Genomic DNA, 22,064 nt, shown 5'->3' on the forward strand with positions numbered 1-22,064 from the left:
CGAGCTAATCGATGCTCGCCCCGGCGGCGGGGACGCGGAAGTTCGGCCCTTCGTAAGACCACACGGTGGGCCAACGAGCGATCACATCGTCGCGCTCTCGAGCGCTGGCCGTGTAGAAATGATGCTTCGCTGTCTCGCTCCAGAACCGGGCGACAGGGACCGTGTTCGGCTCGGTAGAGGTCGCCGGATACACGTAGTACGCCACTCCCTCGTCGCTCCAGATGCCCGGCCAACGAGCGAGGACCGCGTCGCGCTCGGCCGGATCGGCAGTGTAGAAATGGCCGTTGTACTGAGAGCTCCAGAAGCGATAGAGCGGGATCGTTCCCGGCACCTGGGTGGCGTAGGCCGTGTAGCGCTGGCCCTCATACGTCCACACGTCGGGCCACGAGGCGATCACCCCATCCCGTTCCTTGTGGTCCGCCGTATAGAAGTGGCCCTGGTGGACAGGGCTCCAGAATCGGTACACGATCACCGGTGAGGGAGTGACCGCCGACACCGGGACGTCGGCGCCGCGGTACTCGAGATGCAGGTGATCGCACGCGTCGCTGAAGCGCGTCCATCCGGATGGCAGTGTGAAGTTCTGTCCACAGTTCAGCTGGCCGACGCCCGCGGGTGTGGGCAGAACGTTGGCGAGTGCACGGACGAACTCGACGTCCTGCGGACTAGCACCCGTCGAGGCGACGCCGTTCACGCGAATCAAGTCGATGGCGTGGCCGCCACCGTTGACGATGTGGTACTGCCACCACGCGCTCGCTTCGCTTCCCTCGCACCACCGGTTCAGCGAGATGACGCGGATCGAGAAGCCCTGGTCGACCACCACCTTGCGCAGCGCGTCGAGCAGTACGTCGTTGATGTTGCACGACCGACCGGTGCGCGGATGGACGTACTCGACGCCGTTCGCGTACGCCTGCATCTGGGCTTGCGGTGACGTCGAACCGAAAGTCATCCGCCCGCTGTCGAGAAGCAGCTTCGCGTTCGTCTGAGCTGTCGGGGCTACCGATGCGGCTCGTGCCGGCGTCGGTTCACCGGCGAGGAGTGTGGCGGCGGCGACAACGAGTGTGACAGCGAGCACAAGCAAGAGTGCGCGGGATCGGGTGAGGCGGCGCGGCATGCGTGTCCTTCTTCGTCAACGGTGCAACCAGGGCGCGAACCAGCATCGGCGCGGCTGAGGAAACACTCAGCACCCGAACCTATCGGTTACTTGGTTGCAGGGTCTGTAGGCCGTTTGGCGGACAACGTCTCGCACCCGGGTGCCGCGGCAGGCCCGGTCGCGTCGTCGACGGCGCCACGCCGCTTGCGGGGTCCGAGCTTCGGCGGTACGTTTCCCGCAACATCGGCGGCTGCCGACATCCCGGACGGCTGCGCGACCAGAGGCAGGAGCGATATGATGCCCTCCGACGACCTCGACGCCGGACGGACGGCGGTGGCGGAGCGTCGTTGGGCCGATGCCGTCGAGTTGCTCGCCCGAGTGGACGCGCGCGGAGGGCTCGCGGCATCCGATCTGGATCTGCTGGGGACCGCCGCGCTCCTTCGCGGCGAGCCGCGCGCCGCTGTCGACGCGCTCTCGCGGGCGTACTCCGCCCATCTCGACGGTGACGACCCCGCGAGCGCCGCGCGCTCGGCCGGATGGCTGGCGCTCAACCTGATCGAGCTGGGCGACTTCACGAACAGCGTCTTCTGGGCGGGCCGCGCCATGCAGATCGTGCGCGGGATGCCGTCGCCCGGCACGCTCGCCGGATTCGTCGGACTGGCGCCCGCCGTCGGGCAGCTCGGCAGCGGCGATCCCGGCGAGGCGGTGCGCCGATTCGAGAAGATCCTCGCGATCGCGGAAGCGCACGGCGACGATGAGCTCGCAGCCTTCACCAAGATCGGCCTCGCGAAGTCCCTTATCGAGGTGGGTCGCAGCGCTGACGGGTTCGCCCGCTACGACCAGTGCATGTCGGCGGTCGCCGACGGTGACGTGCAACCGGTGGCGGCGGGAGTGATCGCATGCTCCGCCATCTCCGACGCCTTGACGGCGTTCGATCTGGATCGGGCAGCGGGCTGGGCGCGCGTGCTCGACGTGTGGTGCCGGGAGCAGCCGCAGCTCGTCATGTTCAGCGGTCAGTGCCGCGCCCTCGAGGGTGCACTCCTCATTATCCGAGGGGCGTGGAGCGATGCGGCGACCGCGGTCGAGCTGGCTGTCTCGCGATTCCGTGCGGGAGACTATCGGGCCATCTGGGGCGCGCCCTACTACTCAGCCGAGCTGGCCAGGCTACGGGGAGCGTTCCACTCGGCTGAGGAGTCCTACCGGCGCGCCGCCGAGTCAGGGTGGGAGCCGCTGCCCGGACTGTCGCTCCTGCACCTCGCTGCGGGGCGCACGCAGCGGGCGCGGGAGGAGATCAGACGAAGCGTCGCGGGCGCCGACCCCTTCACGCGCCGTTTTCTGCTGCCGGCGCTGATCGAGATCGAGATCGCCGCGAATGATCCGCAATCCGCGCGCCGGGCGGTGGAAGAGCTTCGCGAGGGCGGCCGCGACGCGATGACGCCCATGCTCTCCGCGACCGTTGTCGCGGCGGAGGCGCGCGTGCTGCTGGCGGAGGGGGAAGCCACACACGCCTGTGTCGCCGCGGGCGACGCGGTGAGGTCGTGGGAAGCCATCGGCGTCCCGTACGAGGCGGCCCGGAGCCGCGTCGTCGCCGGCCGCGCGCTCCGGACGCTCGGCGAGAGGTCCGCGGCGGAAACGGAGTTCGAGGCGGCCCGCGCCGCGTTCCTCGACCTCGGCGCGGAACCCGCCCTCGCCGACCTTGCCGCGCTGACGGGCGATCGGCGCGTCGGCGCCCTCACCCCGCGCGAGCTCGAGGTGCTGCGGCTCGTGTCGACGGGTCTCACGAACCGCGGGATCGGCGCGAGGCTGTCGCTGAGCGAGAAGACGGTCGCCCGGCACGTGGCCAACATCTTCGGCAAGCTCGGCATCTCGAGCCGGGCTGCGGCGACCGCGTACGCGTACGAGAACGGGCTGGTCTGACCAATCGCCCGCCGGGCAGCCGGGCCTACACACAATGACCCATTCGCGGCGCCCGCCGAAGATGGGCTCTTCGCCCGACGCGGTGCGCGGCACCCTGCACCTACCGTGGCGATATGGACATCCCGCTGATCGCAGGCACGGTGGCGACCGTCGTCTTCGCGATCAGCAACCTGCCCATGCTCACCAAGGCGCTGCGCACCCGCGACGTCTCGTCGTACAGCCTCGTGAGCCTCGGGATGATCAATGCGGCCAATGCGGTCTACTCGCTCTACGTGTTCACGCTGCCGGTCGGTCCGATCTGGGCGCTGCACACGTTCTACGTCGTGTCGTGTGCCATCATGCTGGTGCTGTGCGTCGCGCAGCGCCGCGCGGCAACGCGAAGCGAGGCGGGGCACCGCGTGCCGGCGATCACCGTTACGGATGCGCTGGAACGGGTCACTCTCGCCCCCGCAGGCGATCGATCTCCCGACGCTCGCGCTTGGTCGGGCGCCCCGCGCCGCGATCCCGCTGCGCGATGACGGGGGTGGGGTCGCGTGGCGGCGTGCGGTCGTCCATGGCCTCGGCCGCGGGGGCAGCGCCGACCCGCTTGGAGATCGGCTGCTTCACGATCAGGATGCGGTCGAAGCCGCTCACCCGCACGCGGAGCTCGTCGCCCGGCCGCACGGGCTGTGCCGCCTTCGCGCGCTCGCCGTTGACCCGGACATGCCCGGCGCGGCATGCCGTCGTCGCGGCCGAGCGCGTCTTGTAGATGCGCACCGCCCACAGCCAGGCGTCGACGCGGACAGTCTTGGCCGAGGCGGAGGCATCCGTCACGTCGCCACCGCCGCGGTCGTCGCGGCATCGCGCCGCGCCGAGACGCCGACCAGGACGCCCGCCGCGATGAGGCCCTGACCGAGGCAGTACGTCAGCATGACGAGCGGGCTGGTCCAGTCGGGCATGGCATCGGGGAGGAACAGGCGGAAGGCCAGCACGGAGTCCGACGTCAGGAAGAAGACGCTGCCCCACACGATGAGCGGATGGCAGCGGGATGCCGCGACCGCCGTCCCTCCGAGCACCAGTCCGTAGGCGGCGACGGCCACGGCCAGGCCGCCGAGGTGCGGCCACAGGACGGCGAGGAGCACGACCCACCACGCGCCGTAGACAGCGGCCCACAGCGGGACGCGGCGCACCGCCCTCCGGCGCCAGAACAGCCAGATGTAGCAGAGGTGGGCCAGGCCGAAGAAGAGCAGCATCATCGGCACCGTCGGCAGGAACGGCACGAACGTGCCGGCTCCGTCGCCGAGCCACGACAGCGCGAGCGCTGCGATGAGAAGGCTGTGAGAGCTCGTCCAGCCGCGGCCGCGCGCTCCCCACACGACAGCGAGGGCGAGCAGGGGCATGAGCGCGAGCTTCGTCGGCGCCGCGACGCCGTCAGCGCCGGCCGCGAGCGCGATCACGTGGACGATCGACACCACGACGTAGGGCGCGAAGCAGACCCAGAGCCGGTGCATGATCCTCCTCGATACGCAGGGGCGCCGTCCATCGTCGCACGCTTGCCAAAGGGTGCTGCCGCATTCTCGCCCTGTGATCGTCAGGCGGCGAGATCGAGCGCGACGAGCGCCAGATACGGCTTGGGGCGTGCGATCTCGCGGAAGCCGGCCTGCTCGAACGTCGACAGGACGCCGTGGTAGAGGTCGTTGACGGGGATCTTCTTACCGGCATCGGGATCCATGGGGTACGCCTCGATGACGCGCGCGCCGCCCGCCCGGGCGAAGTCGACCGCCGCGTCGAGCAGCCGCGCGTTCAGTCCCTGCCGGCGGAACTCCTTGCGGACGACGAAGCAGCTCACGGCCCACACTGAGTCGTCGTCCCACGGCTCCTCGGAGTGAGCGGTGAAGTTCCGAGTGCGTCCGAGACGGATCTGCCGCGTCCGCGGCCCGACCCGCACCCAGCCCGCCGCCTCGCCGTCGACGTATGCGATCAGCGCTGGAGGGGGCGCGACCTGCATCTCGTCGCGGAGCATCGCCTGGCGCTGCTCGATCGGCGTTCTCTGGAACTCCGCGTTGGTGATGGTCCACCACTGGCACTGGCAGCTGCGGCCGTCGCCTCCGCCGGTGAGGGCGTGCTGCGCGTCGTCGAAGCGGTCCGCGGTGGCCGGCTCGATCGTGATGTTCGCCATGCCGCGAAACTAACGCCGCCCGCCGACACCGGCAAGCGGACGACGGATGCCACGCCCGGGCGCACGCCGGTTCGCGAGGCCTCCGCGGAGCGGGTAGGATGGGGGAGTTGTCCGCGCGAGAGCGGGGGCATCGGGATGTGGCGCAGCTTGGTAGCGCACTTGACTGGGGGTCAAGGGGTCGCAGGTTCAAATCCTGTCATCCCGACAGAAGAGAGATCCCCGGTGAGAAGGTAAGGTCTCACCGGGGATCTGTCGTCGGTGGAGCGTCCTGCCGCTGGTACGAGTCTGGGGACTCGCGGCCGGCGCACATGCTCATGCCGCCGAGACCGACCGCTGACACTGCGAGGCTGCGGCCGAGGCTGCCTGTGTGCACGATGCTGTCGTTCTCTCGATGAGGGCGTATGGGTCAGGGCTCCGGAATCTCGACGTCCCAGGTCGACGGGTCGACTTCGTCGGGATCGGGGCCGCCGCGGACCCCGCGATCGAGCGCATCGATCTCGGTGAGTTCCTGAGCGCTGAGCTCGAAGTCGAACATGTCGATGTTCTGCGCGATTCTTCCCGGATGGGTCGACTTGGGAATCGCCGAGCGTCCCTGCTGCAGGTGCCATCTGAGCATGACTTGTGCGGGGGTCTTTCCGTGCGTCTCGGCGACGCGACGGATGGTGCCGTCCTCGAGAACGCTCGCACGATTCTCGCCCCAGCCGGGGTAGAAGGTGATGCCGCCGATCGGCGACCATGCCTGCGTGAGGGTGCCGCTCTCGGCGTCCGCGCGCTGGACGGCGGGCTGCGTGAAGTACGGATGCAGCTCCACCTGGTTGACGGCAGGTACGACGGTCGTCTGCTCGCGCAGAGCAGCGAGGTGGTGAGGCATGAAGTTGCTGACCCCGATCGACCGAACCCGCCCCTCTTCGAGCAGGCGCTCCAGGGCCCGGTAGGCCCCCACGGTCCGTTCGAAGTGCTGTGGCATCGGCTGGTGCAGGATCAGCAGGTCGATCTGCGAGACCCCGAGCTTGGTCGCGCTCTTCTCATACGCGTGCAGAGTCTGGTCGTAGCCGTAGTCGCTGACCCAGACCTTCGTTTCGACGAACACCTCCGCCGGGTCGACTCCGGATCGACGGATGCCATCGCCGACCTCACGCTCGTTGCCGTATCCGGCCGCGGTGTCGATGTGCCGGTAGCCGGCCCGCACAGCGGTCTCGACCGCGACCGCCGTCTCTTCGGGGGCGCTCTGGAAGACGCCGAAGCCGATCGAGGGGATGCGTACGCCGTTGTTCAGGGTGATGGTCTGGTTCATGAAATCTCCGATTGAGTGGGCCTACGCGCCGCCGGTGGGCGGCCCTGCGGTTTTCGGCGCAGCGTCGTTCTCGACCGCCGCCGTCTTCGCCCACGAGGCGAGGAGCGCCATCCGGTCGGCAGTAGGGGAGTTCGGCTCGATCGTGTAGACGAGCAGGGTGAGTCCGGGCTCGGTGGTGAGGTCGAAGGACTCGTACCCGAACTCGAGGTCGCCGACGTCCGGATGCCGATACCTCTTGGTTCCGCGCTGGTAGCGGATCACGTCGTGCGAGGCCCACAACGCCCGGAACTCGGCACTCTGGGTGGACAGCCGGCCGATGAGACGGATGAGCGCGTCGTTGAAAGGGTCACGCCCAGCGGCTTGATGCAGGAGGGCGACGACGTTCCTCTTGGCCCGGGCGAAGTCGATGGAGAAGTCCTCCGCACGGGGATCGAGGAACTGGAACAGCGCGGCGTTGAACAGCTCGCCGCTCTTGGACGGTTCGGGCAGCGAGTACAGAGCGGCCCCGAGCGCATTGGTGGCCACGAAGTCCAGTCGGGCGTTCTGCACGATCGCGGGCACCGTGATCGCATCGAGGACCGCCTGAGTGCCCGCAGTGACGGCCACCGGGGTCTTCGGGCGCGGCTTTCGCCGGTGCGGGGCGGCCGTGACCTCGACGAGGTTCAGCAGATGCTCCTGCTCGGTGTCGTCGAGCTGGAGCGCGCGGGCGATCGCGTCGAGCACTTCGCGGGACGCGCCGCGGGTGTGTCCGCGCTCCAGCTTCGCGTAGTAGTCGGTGCTCACTCCCGCGAGATGCGCCACTTCCTCCCGCCGAAGCCCCGGGACCCGCCGGGCGCCGCCGAAGGCCGGTACGCCGGCCTGCTCGGGGCTGATCCTGGCGCGCCGTGAGGTGAGGAAGCTGCTGATCTCTTCGGGAGTCGACACGTCAGGCCGCGTCGATCGTGAGGTCGATGACGTCGGGGGTGACATCGCCGGGGTCGACGGCGCCGCGTCGGCCGGTCTCGAGCGCCGCGATGGCCGCGAGGTCGTCGACCGTCAGCCGGAAACCGAAGACATCCAGATTCTCTGCGATCCGCTCGGGCTTGACCGACTTGGGGACGACGCTGCGGCCCTCCTGCAGATGCCAGCGCAGGATCACCTGCGCCGGGGTCTTGTCGTGCGCGGCGGCGATGCTCTGGATCGTCTCGTTCACGAGCGGCGGGACTGCGCCGTTCTCGCCTGCCCATCCGTACACACCGCCGATCGGCGACCAGGCCTGGGTCAGGATTCCCAGCTCTCGGTGCAGGGCGACCTGGTCGGGCTGCTGGAAGTTCGGGTGCAGCTCGATCTGGTTCACGGCGGGCACCACGTCGGCATCACGGATCAGGGCGCGCAGATGCTCGGTCTTGAAGTTGGCCACTCCGATCGCCCGCACCCGGCCGTCGGCGAGGAGGCGTTCGGCCGCCCGGTATGCGGCGACGGTGTCTCTCCAGTTCGCCGGCCACGGCCAGTGCAGCAAGTAGAGGTCGAGGTAGTCGACGTCAAGCTTGGCGATGCTGGTGTCGAACGCGCGCAGAGCGCTGTCGAATCCGTAGTCGGTCATCCAGAGTTTCGTCGTGAGGAACACCTCGGCGCGATCGACTCCTGACTCACGAATGCCCGTCCCCACCTCGCGTTCGTTGAAGTAGGCCGCCGCGGTGTCGATCATCCGGTACCCGGCCCGCAGGGCCGTCGACACGGCCTCCGTCGCCTCAGCGCCCTCGCTCTGCAGCGCACCCAGCCCCACGGCCGGGATCTCCACGCCGCTGTTCAGGGTGATCGTCTTCTCGTTCATCTCAGTCCTCTCACTCGCCTCCTCGAGTCAACTCTGAAGGGCATCTCCGCGGCAGTGCGGGCTGAACAGTGGTCTGGCAGAACACCCCACCGACACGCTGACGTCAGGTCGCGCGACGAATCGTCGCTGTGAAATCCGACGTGACGGCGAGGAGCGCGGCGACGTCGTCGAACCAGCCGACCGGCATGATTCCGGGGAAGGTGCCGACATCCTCGTAGTACAGGACGAGGGACCGGGCGGGTTGGTAGTAGGCGATCGTCGCCGCGGGCGCGTTGCTGCGGCGTGGCGCACCGCTGACTGTCAAGGCGACGGGCAGCTTTGCGATCTTCTCCTGAGCGCCGAAGTCGCTGAAGTGCAGCGTCAGCGGCAGGAGGGCGAGCAGCGACGACGCGATCGGTGTGGAGTGCAAGGTTCCGGTGAGACGGGCGCCCGGGATGTCGATCTCTATAGAGGTGCTGGGTGGGGTCATTTCAGGTCTCCTCGGTCGGAGGTCATTCGTCGACGATTTCGATCATGACCTGGCCTTCGAGGAGGGCGAGCTCGTCGGCGGTGGCGGTGTAGGTGCCGATGTGGACGGTGGCGTCGGAGTAGTCGATGCCGTCGGCGTTGTAGTAGAACCCGATGTTCCCCCAGGAGGAGTAGTAGATGAGGTCGCCGTCCTCCGGATCGGACCCCGGCGAGCCCTCCGTGGTGAGCTCTCTGCTGAAGTAGGCGATCTTCTCGCGGCCGTTGAATTCTTCGAGGGCTACCTCGACCGGCAGCAGCGAGAGGAAGTCGCGGACGGTGGGATTGTCCTCACCGATCGTGACGTCCACCGTGGTCTGGTCGGACGTGAACCGGACGACGGTGCCGACGATCTGATCGACAGCGGCGGATTCCGTCGGGGTCGGCACGGGGGTCGCCGCCTCCGTGGGCGGCGTCACCGATGGGCCGGTCGTCGTGGGAACGGGGGTGGCGTCCCCGGACGTCCCGCACCCGGTGAGGACGACCGCGACCAGCATCGCCGGGGCGTACATGGTGACCTGACGCATGGTGATGTTTCTCCTTAGTTGGTCGAACTCATGAGTGTGGGGCGACTCGAGGCGGCGGCATCCGGCACTGTTCCTCTCGAACGGGCGAGCAGGAAGACGGCGGTGCGCGGCGAAGCCGCGGACGGGGCGGTTTGGTACGGATCGGGCATGCCAACAGCCTCACCGCCCCCGCCGAAGAGCGGGAGTCCCTGATGAGGGGTGTACCGAGAGGGCACCCTTCGTCCGCACTCGCGGGGCTGGCACGAGACGCTTCCAGCATCCGATCGTGGGCCCCGTCCGCCAAGGGGGTCGCAGGTCCGAATCCTGTCATCCCGACAGGAAAAAGGGATCGGCATCAGCGGGTCCCTTTCGTTCTCGGATCCGACGATTCCCACGACACTTGCGTGGGGATACAATCGCGGAACGGGAGCGGCTCCAGGGGGGTGGCCGCTCGGGGAATCATCCGGGGTGTCTTCATGGGGGAAGCGGATCACCGCTGTTCGGCGTCGCCTGAAAAGGCGACTGCCACGTGACCGACAGGAGTCTGACGGCCGCAGGGTGCGCGGTCGGCATCGCCGTCACTGCGCTCGTGCTGTGGAGCCCGATCGTCTCATTCGGCTACAGGAATCCGTCGCTGCATCTGGTGCTCGACACCGTCGACGCCTGCGTCGCCCTCCTCGTGGCGTACCTGGTCTACGGGAGGTACAGCCGCGCGGGGCGGCTGCAGGATCTGCTCCTGTGCGTGGGGCTCGTTCTCCTCGCGGTGGCCGGCCTCGGGCTGACCGCGGTGGCGGGCGCGCTCCTCACCGAGCCCACTGGCCGGTTCGAGGTATGGCTGCCGATCGGCGTCCGCGTGCTCGGCGGGCTGCTGATCGTCGCGGCGGCGCTCGTCCGTGACAGGTCTGCCCGACAGCTGGTGCCCCACCGACCGGCGACGACTGTGTTCGGTGCGGTCGCCTTCGCGGTCGTGCTGTGCGCGCTCGCCCTGTGGTCGGTGCGGCTGGAGCTGCCGCTCGCGCTCGACCCCGCGTACATCCCGACGTCCACCGACCCGCCGTTCGCCGGAGCGCACCCGCTTCTGATCGCGGGCCAGGCCGTCGCGGCGGCATCCTTCTTCATCGCGTCCGCGTCCTTCACCGTTCAGGCGACCGAGCGGGACGACGAGCTGCTCCGGTGGCTCGGTCCGGCCTGCGCCCTCGGCGGGTTCGCGCGACTCAACTACGCGCTGTTCCCTTCGCTCTACACCGACTGGCTCTACACGGGCGACTTCCTGCGCACAGGGTGCTACCTGCTGCTGCTCATCGGCGCGATGCGCGAGATGAACTCCTACTGGACCGCTCAGGCGCGGGCCGCCGTGCTCGACGATCGTCGTCGCCTCGCACGCGAGCTGCACGACGGCGTCGTACAGGAGCTCGGCTACATCCGCGCCGAGAGCCATGCGCTGCCGACGGGCTCGCCGAACGCGCTCCGCATCATCGCGGCGTGCGACAGAGGGCTCGACGAGGCGCGCTCGGCGGTCAACGCGCTGGGCCGCACCGTCGAGGAGGAGCCCTTCGGCTTCACGCTCCACCGCGCGGTGCGCGAGCTCTCCGAGCGCTATCGGGTCAACCTCGAGGTCGATGTCGACGACTCCATCACGGCCGATTCCGACCAGCGTCATGCGCTCATGCGGATCGCTCGCGAGGCGGTGTCGAACGCCGTCCGCCACGGCAAGGCCGAGCGGATCTGGGTGAGGCTGAGTCGCGACGGCGGCGCGCGGCGACTGACCGTCGAGGACGACGGGACCGGGTTCGACGTCGACGCGACGATCGCGGCCGGTTCGGGCTACGGCCTCATCAGCATGCGCGACCGGGCCCAGGGCCTGCCCGGCGTGCTGAGCATGGAATCGCATCGGGGCAAGGGGAGCGTGGTGACGGTCGCATGGTAGGGGAACGTCCGATCGAGGTGGTGCTGGCCGACGATCACGCGCGCGTCCGCGCCCAGGTGCGTGCCGCGCTCGAGGCCGGCGGCTGCGTCGTCGCCGCAGAGGGCGCCAGCGCCGAGGAGGCGGTGGAGCTCGCCCTCGCACACCGGCCCGACGTCGTGCTGCTGGACATCCACATGCCCGGCAACGGGATCACCGCCGCCCAGCAGATCAGCCGTCGGCTCCCGGATGCCGCGATCGTCATGTTGACCCAGTCCGCCGACGACGATGACCTCTTCGACTCGCTCCGGGCGGGGGCATCCGGCTATCTGCTCAAGAGCGCCGATCCCGTGTCGCTTCCCGATGCGCTGCGCGGTGTACTCGCGGGCGAGGCGGCCATGCCGGCCGCTCTGGTGACGCGCATCCTGAACGAGTTCCGTCGGCCCACACGACGCCCGTTCGCGCGTTCGTCGGCGGTTTCGAAGCTGAGTCCACGCGAGAGGGAGGTCATGGAGCTGCTCGCGCAGGGGCTCTCGACCGAGGAGGCCGGCAAGCAGCTGTACCTGTCGCCGACCACCATCCGCGTGCACGTCTCGACGGTGCTGCGCAAGCTGCAGGTGAAGGACCGCGCCGGCGCGTTCAAGCTGCTGAACGAGGGGTAGCACCGACGGCCGCGAGCTGGATGAGGGATGCCCCGAGCTCGGCGGCTTCTGCGAGCGAGTACTCGCGCGTGCCGACGATCACGTACGGTCCGTCGGCCTCGTCGGTTCGCGGGTCGACCGACATGCACAGCCGGGCGATCACGTCGTCGGCCAGGACGAGTGGCTCGCTGACGTGGAGCCAGTCGTCCTCGCCCGCGGCGGCGCCGTGACGGGTGCGGCACCATGTCGGACAGGTCCGTTGCCCGGCCGGGGCGTAGAGTCCGGCATCAAGACCGTCCACAGCCATGAGGTCCTCCCTGCCGGGTCGCCGTGGGCCACGAGGGCGGGGCTCCTCGTCCCCAAGCGAGGAGCCCCGGCAGACCTCCTCCGTCCCCACGAGGAGGAGGTCCGGTCTTCGGTCAGCGCGTCAACGCAGGCCGATGTTGACGTAGTACGTCTTTCCGTCGTCGAACTTCACCCCGATGCGCCAGTAGTTGCCGCCCGAGTTGCCCGTCTTCCAGTTGTAGATGTACTGCTGCGCGGTGGCGTCGTACCGGAACACGTTGCCGCTGTCAGCGGGAACGGTGTAGATCGACTCGTCCACGGCCGCCGAGGTGCTGCTGCCCTTGACGGGCGTGATCCACGTCGGTGCCGCTGCCGGCTGCACGACCTTGCCGTTGGCGTCCTTGAGCTGGAACTTCACCGGCACCGTGCTCCCAGCCTTGAAGATGCTCGTTGAAACGCCGATCTGGTGCGCAGTGTCGTTGATCGGCTGCAGGAACCCGTCGAAACGATAGATGACGGTGAACGACCCCTTGGCGGTCGACGTGTTGCCGGCGACGTCGGTGGCGGTCGCTTGGTAGGTGAACGTGCCCACGCCGCTTGCATTGCCGCCGGATACGGCGACGGTGCAAGATGCGACCCCTGACCCGCCGTCATCGGTGGCGATGCATGTGGGCGTCGGCACTGCGCCGAGGGTGAACTCCTTGCTGTCGACGTTCACGCTTGTGACCTTTGGGCCCACCTTGTCGATGTGTACTCCACTGAGGATCGCGTCGGCCGTGTTTCCGGCCTTATCGATAGCCCTTCCGGACGCAGTCTGACCGTCGGAAGTCAGGACGACGGGGCCGGGGCAGGTCTTCATCCCCGACAGCGCGTCAGCGCAGGTGAATCCCACGGTGACGTCACTGGTGTACCAGCCGTTGCTGCCCAGCGTGCCCGCCGGCTCATCGGCAGAGATAGTCGGGTCCGTCTTGTCAACCCTCACCGTGATGCTGGCGTTCGCTTGGTTGCCAGCCACGTCTCTCACACTGCCCGAGATAACCTGCTCGGCAGTTTCCTCGGTAACGGTCACTGGCTTGGTGAGGGTGTCCTCGTCCACGCCCGATCCGGTGTCCGTCGCCGTGAATGTCACCGTCACGTCGGTGTTGTTCCAGCCGGCATCGTTCGCCTCGGGTGACCTCTTGGCGTCGATCGTGGGCGCTACAAGATCCAGGTTGATCGTGAGCTCATGCACCGCCTCGGTGTTGCCCGCGATGTCGACACTCCAGTACGTGATCTTGTGCTCGCCCGTCGACAGGTTCTCCTCGAAGGGTTCACCGTAGGTCTGCGCCGAGCCGCCATCGATCGTGTAGTAGGTCGCTGCTACACCGGAGTGCTCATCGGAAGCGTCGAACGCGAACGGGATGCCGCTCGTCACGAACCAGCCGCTGGCCGGCGAGATCGGGTCGATCACCTCGGTAGCCGGGGCGGTGGTATCGACCTTCACCTCGATCGACGGACCGGCCTGCTCGACGTTGCCCGCGTTGTCCTTGCTCCAGAACGTGACGGTGTGCTCGCCGTCCGCCGTGATCGAGAACGGACCGGCGTACTCCTGCGTTGCGCCGCCGTCGACGGTGTAGAAGGTGGATGCCACGCCCGAGAGGTTGTCCTTGCCGGTCAGCGTCACCTCGACAGCCGCACTGTGCCAACCGTCGTCGCCCGCGTCGGCGACCGAAGCCGTCGTGACCGGAGCGGTGCGGTCGATCCGGATTCCGGTCACCATCTCGACGGTGGTGTTGCCCGCGACATCCGTGCAGCTCGCGGTGTCGGACAGGTTCGCACCCTCGCCGTCGACCACCCTCGTGCCCGGAGCGTCCGCGACGCCCGATCCGCCATCGTCGGTGCACGTCCACACCACCGCGACGTCGCCGGCGCTCCATGCCGTGGAGTACTCAGCGGTGAGCACGGGAGCGGTCGTGTCGACGTTGATGCCGGTCACGGTGGTCGAGGCGCTGTTGCCCGCGGCATCCGTCGCCGTTCCGGACGCGGTCTGACCGGCACCGTCGCTCAGCACCGCAGCCGGCGAGAGGCTCGCGATCCCCGACAGGGCGTCCTCCGCCGAGAAGCTGACGGTGACGTCCTCGTTGTACCAGCCGGCGTCGTTCTTCGTGCCTCCGACCGTCGCGGTGATGGTGGGGGCGGTCTTGTCGACGCGAACCGTGGCGGTGTCATTCGAGGCGTTGCCCGCATTGTCGGTCGCGGTGCCCACGACGCTCTGCTCGCCCTCGTCGGCGACGATCACATCGTCGGTGCAGCCGGCGATGCCCGAGCCGCCCTGGTCCTCGCACGTGAACGAAACGATCACGGTGGTGTTGATCCAGCCGGCGCCGGTATAGGTGTCGGGGTCGAAGCCGTGGCCGATGGTGGGCGCCGTCATGTCGATGTTGACCGTCGCGGTGTGGAAGCCCTCCTCGTTGCCGGCGGCGTCCACGCTGCGGTAGGTGATCGTGTGTGCGCCCTCGGTGCTGAGCGAGAACGTCGTGCCCTGCTGCACGGCGCCGCCGTCGACGGTGTACTCGGTGCGGGCGACGCCCGAGAGGTTGTCACCGGGCGTGAGGACGACCGCGTTGACCCAGCTGTTCGAGGCACCGGAGATGCCCGTCGTGGGCGCCGTCCGGTCGATGTTCACCGCCGGGCTCGTGGCCGTGGTGGTCAGGCCGACGCCGTTGGTGGCGGACTGCGTGCTCGTGAGAGCCGTGCCCTCGCCGGTGATGGTGGTGTCGGCGGGCTGCGCCGGGATGCCCGACTCGGCATCGCTCGCCGTCCAGTCGATGACGACGTCGCCCTTGTACCAACCGGCACCGTTGGGCTGCGTGGTGGGCAGGCCGGTGAGCACCGGGCCGGTGGTGTCGCCGGCGGGCGAGGTCGAGGATGCCGTGGCGGTGTTGCCCGCCGCATCCTTGGCGGTGCCGTTGACTGTCGTGTTCGGCCCGACCGTCTTGGCGTTGGTCGTCGAACCGTCCGCGATGCAGCCCTGCGTAGTGGCGATGCCCGACGTGGCGTCCGAGCACGTGAACGTGATCGTCGTCGTGCCGTCGGCATTCTTCACCTGCGAAGCCGTGATGGTCGGAACCGTCTTGTCGACGCGGACCGTGACCTCGCCGTTCCCGACGTTGCCGAGCTGGTCCGTGGCGCTGGAGGTTCGGGTGATAGTGCCGTCGGTCGTGACCTCATCCGTGGCGGGGCTGGGGCCGCTCTTGACACCCGCTCCCGCGTCCGTGGCGGTCCAGTTGACCGTCGCGGACGTGTTGTTCCAACCGGCCGCATTGGGCGTCGGTGCGACGGTGGCGCTCAAGACCGGCGCGGTGTTGTCGATCGTGTACGACGCGGGAACAGTCTGGCCCTGGCCACCGCAGTTCGTCCCGTTGTTGTTGGTCACGATCTTGTCGGAGGCGCCCGCGGTCACACCGCGCAGCCCGTCGCTCCCGGTGGCCGTCGTTGTCACCGTCCACAGGCTCTTGCCTGCCGTAGACGTTTGGGTTGCGCTGAACGCCCCCCTCACCTCGACGCACACAGTGTCAGGGGACGTCGCCAGGGTCAGCGTCACGGTTGCCCCGGTCTTGACGAACAGCATCCCCGAAGCGGAGACGTGTCCGGGATCACTCGAGAACGTCGCCGACGTCACGTTCGAGGCTGCGAACGCGGCAGGCGCGCTCAGCCCCGCGACGACGAGCGCCAGCACGGTGGCGATCACCGCCCAGAGGCTCCGCGGCGTCCGAGGTGGTGCCGCGGCGGCGGACGAACGGCGTGCGGGCAGGCGTGACGAATCCATCGCGATTCCTTCGAGTGGAGCGCCGGCGGGTAGCGCAGTTTCGGGTATGTCCCGAACCTATGAGCCGCGTTTGCGCGTGCCTACGCCTGCAGCGTTCAAATACCTAAACGCCGAGGCAACGGCGCGTTCAGATCCATAAACGCCGGATCCTCGGGCGTCAGTCGGCCCAGGCATCCTCGATCGCGACATCCCGTCCGAGCACGTGCTGCGCCGCACGATGGCCCGACAGCATCGCGGCGGTGACGGTCGCGGGGTCGTCGGTCCACGTCGCCTCGCCGGCGAGATGCAGCACGCCGCCGATGGGCGTGGCGAGGTCGTCGTGGTCGGCGGTCGTCGAGCCGACGGTCATGAAGGCGTAGGAGCCGTGCGACCACGGGTCGTCCTGCCAGTCGGTCACGTGCACCGAGGTCGGCTTCGCCACGCGCTCGCCGTAGAGGCGCCGCAGCTGAGCGAGGATCGAGTCGACGATCTCCTCCTCGGTCCAGTCCCGCGTCTCCACCGCCGCGGGACCGGCGGCGAACGTGAGCAGCGTCGGGGTGCCGTGCAGCGCGGTCTGGTCGTACCACGAGTGCCACCAGCGGCCCTCGTCCCCCTGCTGCCGGATCGCGTACACGCCGTCGTCCCAGAACTTCGTCGGGAAGCGCAGGAACACCTTCTCGAACGCGTTCATCCGCAGTCTTCCGAGAGCTCCCGCGACCGGCTCGGGGAGGGCGGGCTCGATCTCGAGGTCGCCGGACTGCAGCACGCCGACCGGCACGGTCACGATCGCGCTGTCCGCCGCGAACAGCCCGTGGTCGGTCGTGACGAGGACGCCCTCCGCTGACCACTGCACCCGCGACACCACGTGGATGAGCCGGATGTCGAGGCCCTCGGCCAGCCGCCGCGGCAGTCGGTCGTACCCGTCGGGGAAGACCACCTCGTCGCCGTCGATGACATCGTCGTCGAGGCCGTGCGCGGCGAGGTCCTCGATCCATGCGCCGTACTGCTCCTCGGTGCGGTGCTCGAGGTATTCGCGGACGCGCTGCGTGCGCTCGGCGTCCCAGCCCTGCGCGTCGAGCGCGGCCTCGGTGACGTCGCGATACGACGCATCGGGAGCGGATGCCGCGACCACATCGATCAGCGCCCGGTCGACGGTGTGGATGTCGGCGATGTACGCCCGGGCCGCGGCATCCGTCAACCGCACGCCGTCGGGCCCGTAGTAGGCGATCGGGCGACTGTCCGGCTGATACCCGCCGACGGTGAACTCGACCATCGGCATGCCGAACGCCTCCGCCGCCGCGGCGACGGGGGAGCCGGTGATCCCGTGGATCCACGACGCGCCCATGTCGGTCGTGAGCCCGTACCGGCGATCGGTCGAGATGCGCCCGCCCACCCGGTCGCGGGCCTCGAGCACCACGACGCGGCGCCCGGCCCTCGCGAGCAGCCGCGCCGCGGTCAGTCCGGCGACGCCTGCGCCGACCACGATCGTGTCGAAGTGCTCCATCGTCGATCCCACCCCTTCGCGCACCGACGCGCGCTCCCGACGCTATCGAGCGGGCGACCGGGTCGCGAATCCGCGTTCACGCCGAGCCGACGGCGCCCTCGGCGTGCGTGAGGAGCAGGCGGCACCGGTGCGCCGTGACGAAGGGCTCGAGACGCTCCATCGCGAGCGGTCCGTCGGCGTGCAGCAGCACGTCCTGCACCAGACGGGCGTGCACGCCGCAGACGAGCGCGCGGTCCTCGTCGATCATGTCGTGGTAGCGGCAGGGCGCGAGGTCGAACGACAGGGTCCGCTCGTCGACGGCCGGGTCGAGACCGGCGTCGTCGAGGTGCTCGTACAGCACGTCGAGCTGGCGGGCGGCGTCGGCGTCGAGCACCGGAGGCTCGGCGCCGGTCACGGCGCGCAGCATCCGTCCCCGCTTCTCGGCCCCCACGACGCGTGCGCTCGCCGCGGCGCTCGGGGCCGATTCGCGTACCGGATGGAACACGACGGGCGGGCGACCGCGCACGCCGACCTGCAGGGCCTCGCTGCGGATCAGGCCCTCGTCCTCGAGCACCCGCAGGTGGTCGCGGACGGTGTTGAGCGGGATGCCGCACTCCGACGCCAGCTCGCCGGCGCGGCGTCCGGGCACCCGCTGGACGGCGCGCAGCAGCTGGAGGCGGCGCGGCTGGGTCAGCCCACGGAAGTCGTGTGCGCGGCGTGGCATCCCTCGACCGTAGCCGGGCAGCCTCCCACGGTGCTGGGGAGAGCGCCGGATAAAACCGGTGGAACGCCCAGCGCTCCCGCGGCGGGCAGACGAGGCTCGAAGGCGTTGCGACCGGAGCGAGAAAGGGAACGCATGAAGCTCTCACCGGAGTCAGAAGCCGTCGTCCGAGCCACCGCGGGTGTCGTCGCCGCGCACGCCGAGGAGATCACCAAGGTCTTCTACCCGGCGATGTTCGCCGCCCACCCCGAGCTGCTGCGGGTGTTCAACCGCGCCAATCAGGCGGTGGGGGAGCAGCCGAAGGCGCTCGCCGCGTCCGTCGTGGCGTTCGCCGTGCACCTCATCGACCCCGATGCCCCCGACTTCACCCCGGTGATGCGCCGGATCGCCCACAAGCACGTGTCGCTCGGCATCCGGGCCCGCCAGTACACGATCGTCGGACACCACCTGCTCGATGCGGTCGGAACCGTGCTCGGCGACGCCGTCACCCCCGAGGTGCGTGCCGCGTGGGACGAGGTGTACTGGCTCTTCGGGTGCTCGCTCATCGCCGAGGAGGCCAAGCTGTACGCCCTCGGCGGCACCGACCCGGAGCAGCCGTGGCGGCCGCACCGGGTGGTCGAGCGGTTCGAGGAGTCCGACGAGGTGTTCTCGCTCCTGCTGGCGCCGGTCGACGGCGAGGTGCCGTCGCATCGCACCGGGCAGTATGTCGCGATCGCCGTCGACCTCCCCGACGGGTCGCGCCAGCCCCGCCAGTACACGATCTCTTCCGGCCCTCGCGGCGACTCGCTGCGCGTGACGATCAAGCGCGTCCGCGGGGTGGACGGCGCGCCCGACGGTCAGGTGTCGACGTGGCTGCACGAGAACGCGCAGCCGGGCACCGTGCTGGACGTCTCGCAGCCGGCGGGGGATGTGGTGCTCGACGAGTCCGAGCGGCCGCTCGTGCTCGTCTCGGCGGGCATCGGCATCACTCCGATCGCCGCGATCCTCGAGGACCTGTCGCGGCGCCAGCCTCACCGCACGGTGCGGCTCTTCCACGCCGACCGCGCCCACGACACCCACGCCCTGTACTCGTCGCTGCGGCGCCAGGTCGTGGCGATGGAGGACGCGAAGGCGCAGAACTGGTACGAGACGGATGCCGATCGCGCACCCACGCTCCACCCGGCGCGTCCGGGGTACATGGACCTCAGCGACGTCGAGCTGCCGGAGGGCGCGACGGTCTTCATGTGCGGACCGCTGCCCTTCATGCGCGCTGCGCGCGCCACCCTCGTCGGGCGCGGGATCCCCGGCGAGCGGATCCACTACGAGGTGTTCGGCCCCGACCTGTGGGCGCAGAATCCGGAGGCCGCGGCCGCCTGAACCGTGCGGCGCCCCGGCGTCGGGGTCGTGCGCCGCGCACGGAATCGGAGGTTCTGGCTGACACGCCGGGGGACGGATGCCGCGCCCCGGCGTGTCGCGCACGACCTCCGATCCTGTGCACTGGCGCGGGTGCCGGCGCGTGCCAATATGCTGTGGTCACGGGGCGACGAGGCTCCGAGATCGCAGGGTTCTGGGGAAGGGGCGCCGGCGTGACGCTCATCGGGCGCGAGCGGGACCTCGCGCTGGTCAGAGGTCATCTCGCCGACCCGGGGGCGCGGATCGTCACGATCCACGGACCGGCCGGGTCGGGCACGAGTGCGGTCCTGGGCGCCGCGGCGACCTCGGCCGCCGCGTGGTCGGTCGACCTCGCCGACGCCGAACGCGAGGCGCCGATCTGGGTGACGGTGGCGCGGCGGCTGGGCATCGGCCTGGACGGCGGCGAGGACGCCGAGGCGCGGATCACCGAGGTCGTCGCCCGGAGGCCGATCGCCCTCGCCATCGACCACGCCGACGCCGAGTCGCTCCGTGCGGGGCTGCCGAGGCTCCTCGACCGGTGCCCGACGCTTGCCGTGGTCGTCGCTTCTCGCGCTCCGCTCGGGCTGCCCGAAGAGCGCCACGTGAGACTCCAGCCGCTCCCCGTCCCGCTGCCGGGCGCCGATCTCGAGACGGTCGCCGAGTCGCCGAGCGTGCGACTGTTCGTCCAGCGCGCGCAGGAGGTGGACGCGCACTTCCACCTCGATCCCGGCACCGCAGACGATGTCGCCCGGGTCTGCCGCCTGGTCGGCGGTCTGCCGCTGGCGATCGAGCTCGCGGCGGCTCGCGTGCGACTGCTTCCGCCCGCCGAGCTCGCGGCACGCCTCGCCGCGGACGGGAGCGACCCCGACCTGCTCACGTCGGGTCTGGGGGACGGGACGGGGCGACGGCTCAGCCTCCGCGACGCGCTGGACTCCACGACCGCCGCGCTGACGGGCGGTCAGCGCGCGCTGCTGGTGTGCGCCGCCGGGTTCGAGGGCACGTTCCCTGTCGACGCCCTCGTGTCGCTCGACGGCCGCCCGCTCGGTGAGGTGCTCGACGATCTCGGTGCGCTCGTGGACAGCCGTCTGGTCGAGCCGATCGCCGTCGGAGAGCAGGAGCCGGCGTTCGACCTGCTCCCCATCGTGCGCACGTACGTGCGTGGGGCGGAATGGGCCGACAGCGGACGGGCGGGCGACCTGCGTCGCGCCTATGTCTGCAGGACCGCGGATGCCGCAGCCCGTGCGGCCGCGGACTGCCGGCCGTCGATCGACATCGAGCGGATCCGCGTGCTTCGGCGGGACGTCGTCTCGGTGCTCGACGACCTGGCCGCCGACCCCGTGACGGCGGCGCGCCTCGCCGTGGACGCCGCCGGCGTGCTCGAGGGACTCCCGGAGCGGGCCGCTGTGGAGGCCGTGCTCGGGAGGGTCATCGCGACCGGCGCCGTCGACGGGCTCGAGCCGGCGCTCGCCGCGCGGGTGTGGCTGTGGTCGGCGGCGCTGATGGCCGAGACGCCGGACGCGCAGGGGAGCGCGGCCGAGATCGGCGCGCGGTGGCAGCGCTCGCGCGACCTCGCGGACGAGCTGGGCGATTCGCTGCTCGTCCTCCTCTGCCACTCCGTCGCGGTGGCCATCCACCCGGCCACCGGCGACGTCGCCCGCTTCGTCTCGTCGATCCAGAAGGGCCGCGCCCTCGCGGCGTCGATCGGCCACGCCGCATGGCTCGCGCGCTTCGAGGTGTGGTCGGCCGTGCTCATGCAGACGAGCGGGCGCCTCGACGACGCGATCGACCTCGCCCTGACGGCCCTGCGGCGCGCGACCCGCGTCGCCGACGCCAAGGCCGTCGCCGCCGCGACGGTGCTGCTTCGGACCGCACGCCCCGAGCCCGCCGACCATCCGCTCGCCGTGCCGTCGCTGGAGTCCGCCCTCGAGCTCGGACGCACGTCGGGCGATGCCTACATCGAGTCGATGATCCTGGCGGCGCTCGCCGGGCGCGAGCTGGATGCCGGCAGGATCCCGGAGGCTGCTCACTGGTGCCGCCTCCGGCTCGAGGACACCGCACGGCGCGGCTGGACGAGCGCGGCCGGCCTCTCGGTGGTGCACGCGGCGCTCATCGCCGCGCGGTCGGGCGATGCGGCCTTCGCGGCGCGCCTGCTGGGGGCGGTGGCCGCCGACGAGGAGCGCATCGTCCGGCTCCTGCCGCCGCGGCGACGCGAGGCGTACGAGGCGCTGGCCCCGCAGCTGCGGGCGCACCTCGGCGGCGAGCGCTACGCGGCGCTGGTGGCAGCCGGCAGCGTCGAGTCCTCGGCCGGGGGCGCAGCGCTCGCGCTCGCGTGGCTCCAGCGCGATGTGCCGTCGCCCGCGTCCCCGCAGGCGTCGTCCGGCAGTCTCACGCCGCGCGAGCTCGAGGTGCTCGCGCTCCTGGCGAACGGGCTCACCAATCGCGAGATCGCCGACGAGCTGCTCCTGTCGGTCAAGACGGTCATGCATCACTCGGTCGCGATCTACCGGAAGCTCGATGTCCGCGGCCGTGCCGAGGCGACCGCGTACGCGCATCGCCACGGGCTGGTGACCGCGCGGTAGCCTCCGGCGACC

The 22,064-nt window shown here is 70.0% G+C and carries 19 protein-coding genes and 1 tRNA gene; 7 read left to right on the forward strand and 13 right to left on the reverse strand.

Annotated features, from left to right (window positions below; translation table 11 throughout):
• Positions 1-4: 4 nt before the first annotated feature.
• Positions 5-1,111 (reverse strand): hypothetical protein, encoded by a 1,107-nt coding sequence (locus tag ACWGUG_RS06460; RefSeq protein WP_452324210.1) that lies wholly within the window; start codon positions 1,109-1,111, stop codon positions 5-7.
• A 276-nt stretch (positions 1,112-1,387) separates the two neighbouring features.
• On the opposite strand from ACWGUG_RS06460, the gene ACWGUG_RS06465 reads away from it, so the two are divergent.
• Together ACWGUG_RS06465 and ACWGUG_RS06470 are read left to right on the forward strand one after the other, a co-directional pair.
• Positions 1,388-3,007 (forward strand): LuxR C-terminal-related transcriptional regulator, encoded by a 1,620-nt coding sequence (locus tag ACWGUG_RS06465; protein WP_452324211.1) that lies wholly within the window; start codon positions 1,388-1,390, stop codon positions 3,005-3,007.
• A gap of 113 nt (positions 3,008-3,120) precedes the next feature.
• Positions 3,121-3,525 (forward strand): hypothetical protein, encoded by a 405-nt coding sequence (locus ACWGUG_RS06470; RefSeq protein WP_452324212.1) that lies wholly within the window; start codon positions 3,121-3,123, stop codon positions 3,523-3,525.
• On the opposite strand, the gene ACWGUG_RS06475 is transcribed toward ACWGUG_RS06470, so the two are convergent.
• The 3 genes from ACWGUG_RS06475 to ACWGUG_RS06485 form a co-directional block, all read right to left on the reverse strand.
• Entirely contained in the window at positions 3,443-3,820 is a 378-nt protein-coding gene (locus tag ACWGUG_RS06475) for an RNA-binding S4 domain-containing protein (protein ID WP_452324213.1), read from the reverse strand. The two genes, ACWGUG_RS06470 and ACWGUG_RS06475, sit on opposite strands and share 83 nt — an antisense overlap.
• Positions 3,817-4,497, reverse strand: a complete 681-nt coding sequence (locus ACWGUG_RS06480) for a lysoplasmalogenase (RefSeq protein WP_452324214.1) — start codon at positions 4,495-4,497, stop codon at positions 3,817-3,819. The genes ACWGUG_RS06475 and ACWGUG_RS06480 overlap by 4 nt, the downstream gene beginning before the upstream one ends.
• A gap of 80 nt (positions 4,498-4,577) precedes the next feature.
• Entirely contained in the window at positions 4,578-5,165 is a 588-nt protein-coding gene (locus ACWGUG_RS06485; protein WP_336397708.1) for a GNAT family N-acetyltransferase, read from the reverse strand.
• A gap of 131 nt (positions 5,166-5,296) precedes the next feature.
• Here ACWGUG_RS06485 and ACWGUG_RS06490 point away from each other — a divergent pair.
• Positions 5,297-5,370 (forward strand) — tRNA-Pro (locus tag ACWGUG_RS06490).
• Between the two features lie 201 nt (positions 5,371-5,571).
• On the opposite strand, the gene ACWGUG_RS06495 is transcribed toward ACWGUG_RS06490, so the two are convergent.
• The 5 genes from ACWGUG_RS06495 to ACWGUG_RS06515 form a co-directional block, all read right to left on the reverse strand.
• On the reverse strand, positions 5,572-6,459 hold the full coding sequence (locus ACWGUG_RS06495; RefSeq protein ID WP_452324215.1) for an aldo/keto reductase: 888 nt from the start codon (positions 6,457-6,459) through the stop codon (positions 5,572-5,574).
• 21 nt (positions 6,460-6,480) lie between these two features.
• A complete protein-coding gene (locus tag ACWGUG_RS06500; protein WP_452324216.1) occupies positions 6,481-7,383 on the reverse strand; it encodes a helix-turn-helix domain-containing protein in 903 nt (300 codons plus the stop codon).
• 1 nt (position 7,384) lies between these two features.
• Positions 7,385-8,272 (reverse strand): aldo/keto reductase, encoded by an 888-nt coding sequence (locus ACWGUG_RS06505; RefSeq protein WP_452324217.1) that lies wholly within the window; start codon positions 8,270-8,272, stop codon positions 7,385-7,387.
• A 103-nt stretch (positions 8,273-8,375) separates the two neighbouring features.
• On the reverse strand, positions 8,376-8,741 hold the full coding sequence (locus ACWGUG_RS06510; protein WP_452324218.1) for a cyclophilin-like fold protein: 366 nt from the start codon (positions 8,739-8,741) through the stop codon (positions 8,376-8,378).
• 22 nt (positions 8,742-8,763) lie between these two features.
• Entirely contained in the window at positions 8,764-9,303 is a 540-nt protein-coding gene (locus ACWGUG_RS06515) for a cyclophilin-like fold protein (RefSeq protein ID WP_452324219.1), read from the reverse strand.
• Positions 9,304-9,811: 508 nt separating this feature from the next.
• On the opposite strand from ACWGUG_RS06515, the gene ACWGUG_RS06520 reads away from it, so the two are divergent.
• Positions 9,812-11,209, forward strand: coding sequence for a sensor histidine kinase (locus ACWGUG_RS06520; protein ID WP_452324220.1), 1,398 nt, complete (start codon positions 9,812-9,814; stop codon positions 11,207-11,209).
• Positions 11,203-11,847, forward strand: a complete 645-nt coding sequence (locus ACWGUG_RS06525) for a response regulator (RefSeq protein WP_452324221.1) — start codon at positions 11,203-11,205, stop codon at positions 11,845-11,847. The genes ACWGUG_RS06520 and ACWGUG_RS06525 overlap by 7 nt, the downstream gene beginning before the upstream one ends.
• Here ACWGUG_RS06525 and ACWGUG_RS06530 read toward each other — a convergent pair.
• The 4 genes from ACWGUG_RS06530 to ACWGUG_RS06545 all read right to left on the reverse strand — a co-directional run bounded on the left by ACWGUG_RS06530 (position 11,825) and on the right by ACWGUG_RS06545 (position 18,105).
• Positions 11,825-12,133, reverse strand: a complete 309-nt coding sequence (locus tag ACWGUG_RS06530; protein WP_452324222.1) for a DUF6907 domain-containing protein — start codon at positions 12,131-12,133, stop codon at positions 11,825-11,827. The two genes, ACWGUG_RS06525 and ACWGUG_RS06530, sit on opposite strands and share 23 nt — an antisense overlap.
• Positions 12,134-12,253: 120 nt before the next feature.
• Entirely contained in the window at positions 12,254-15,841 is a 3,588-nt protein-coding gene (locus ACWGUG_RS06535; RefSeq protein WP_452324223.1) for an OmpL47-type beta-barrel domain-containing protein, read from the reverse strand.
• Between the two features lie 235 nt (positions 15,842-16,076).
• Positions 16,077-17,402 (reverse strand): flavin monoamine oxidase family protein, encoded by a 1,326-nt coding sequence (locus ACWGUG_RS06540; protein ID WP_452324224.1) that lies wholly within the window; start codon positions 17,400-17,402, stop codon positions 16,077-16,079.
• Positions 17,403-17,478: 76 nt separating this feature from the next.
• Positions 17,479-18,105, reverse strand: coding sequence for a helix-turn-helix domain-containing protein (locus ACWGUG_RS06545; RefSeq protein WP_452324225.1), 627 nt, complete (start codon positions 18,103-18,105; stop codon positions 17,479-17,481).
• 132 nt (positions 18,106-18,237) lie between these two features.
• Between ACWGUG_RS06545 and ACWGUG_RS06550 the strand changes: the two genes are divergently transcribed.
• On the forward strand, positions 18,238-19,458 hold the full coding sequence (locus tag ACWGUG_RS06550) for a globin domain-containing protein (protein ID WP_452324226.1): 1,221 nt from the start codon (positions 18,238-18,240) through the stop codon (positions 19,456-19,458).
• 209 nt (positions 19,459-19,667) lie between these two features.
• Positions 19,668-22,052, forward strand: a complete 2,385-nt coding sequence (locus tag ACWGUG_RS06555) for a LuxR C-terminal-related transcriptional regulator (protein ID WP_452324227.1) — start codon at positions 19,668-19,670, stop codon at positions 22,050-22,052.
• Positions 22,053-22,064 lie beyond the last annotated feature (12 nt).

This window comes from Microbacterium sp. NPDC055455 (assembly GCF_053619935.1).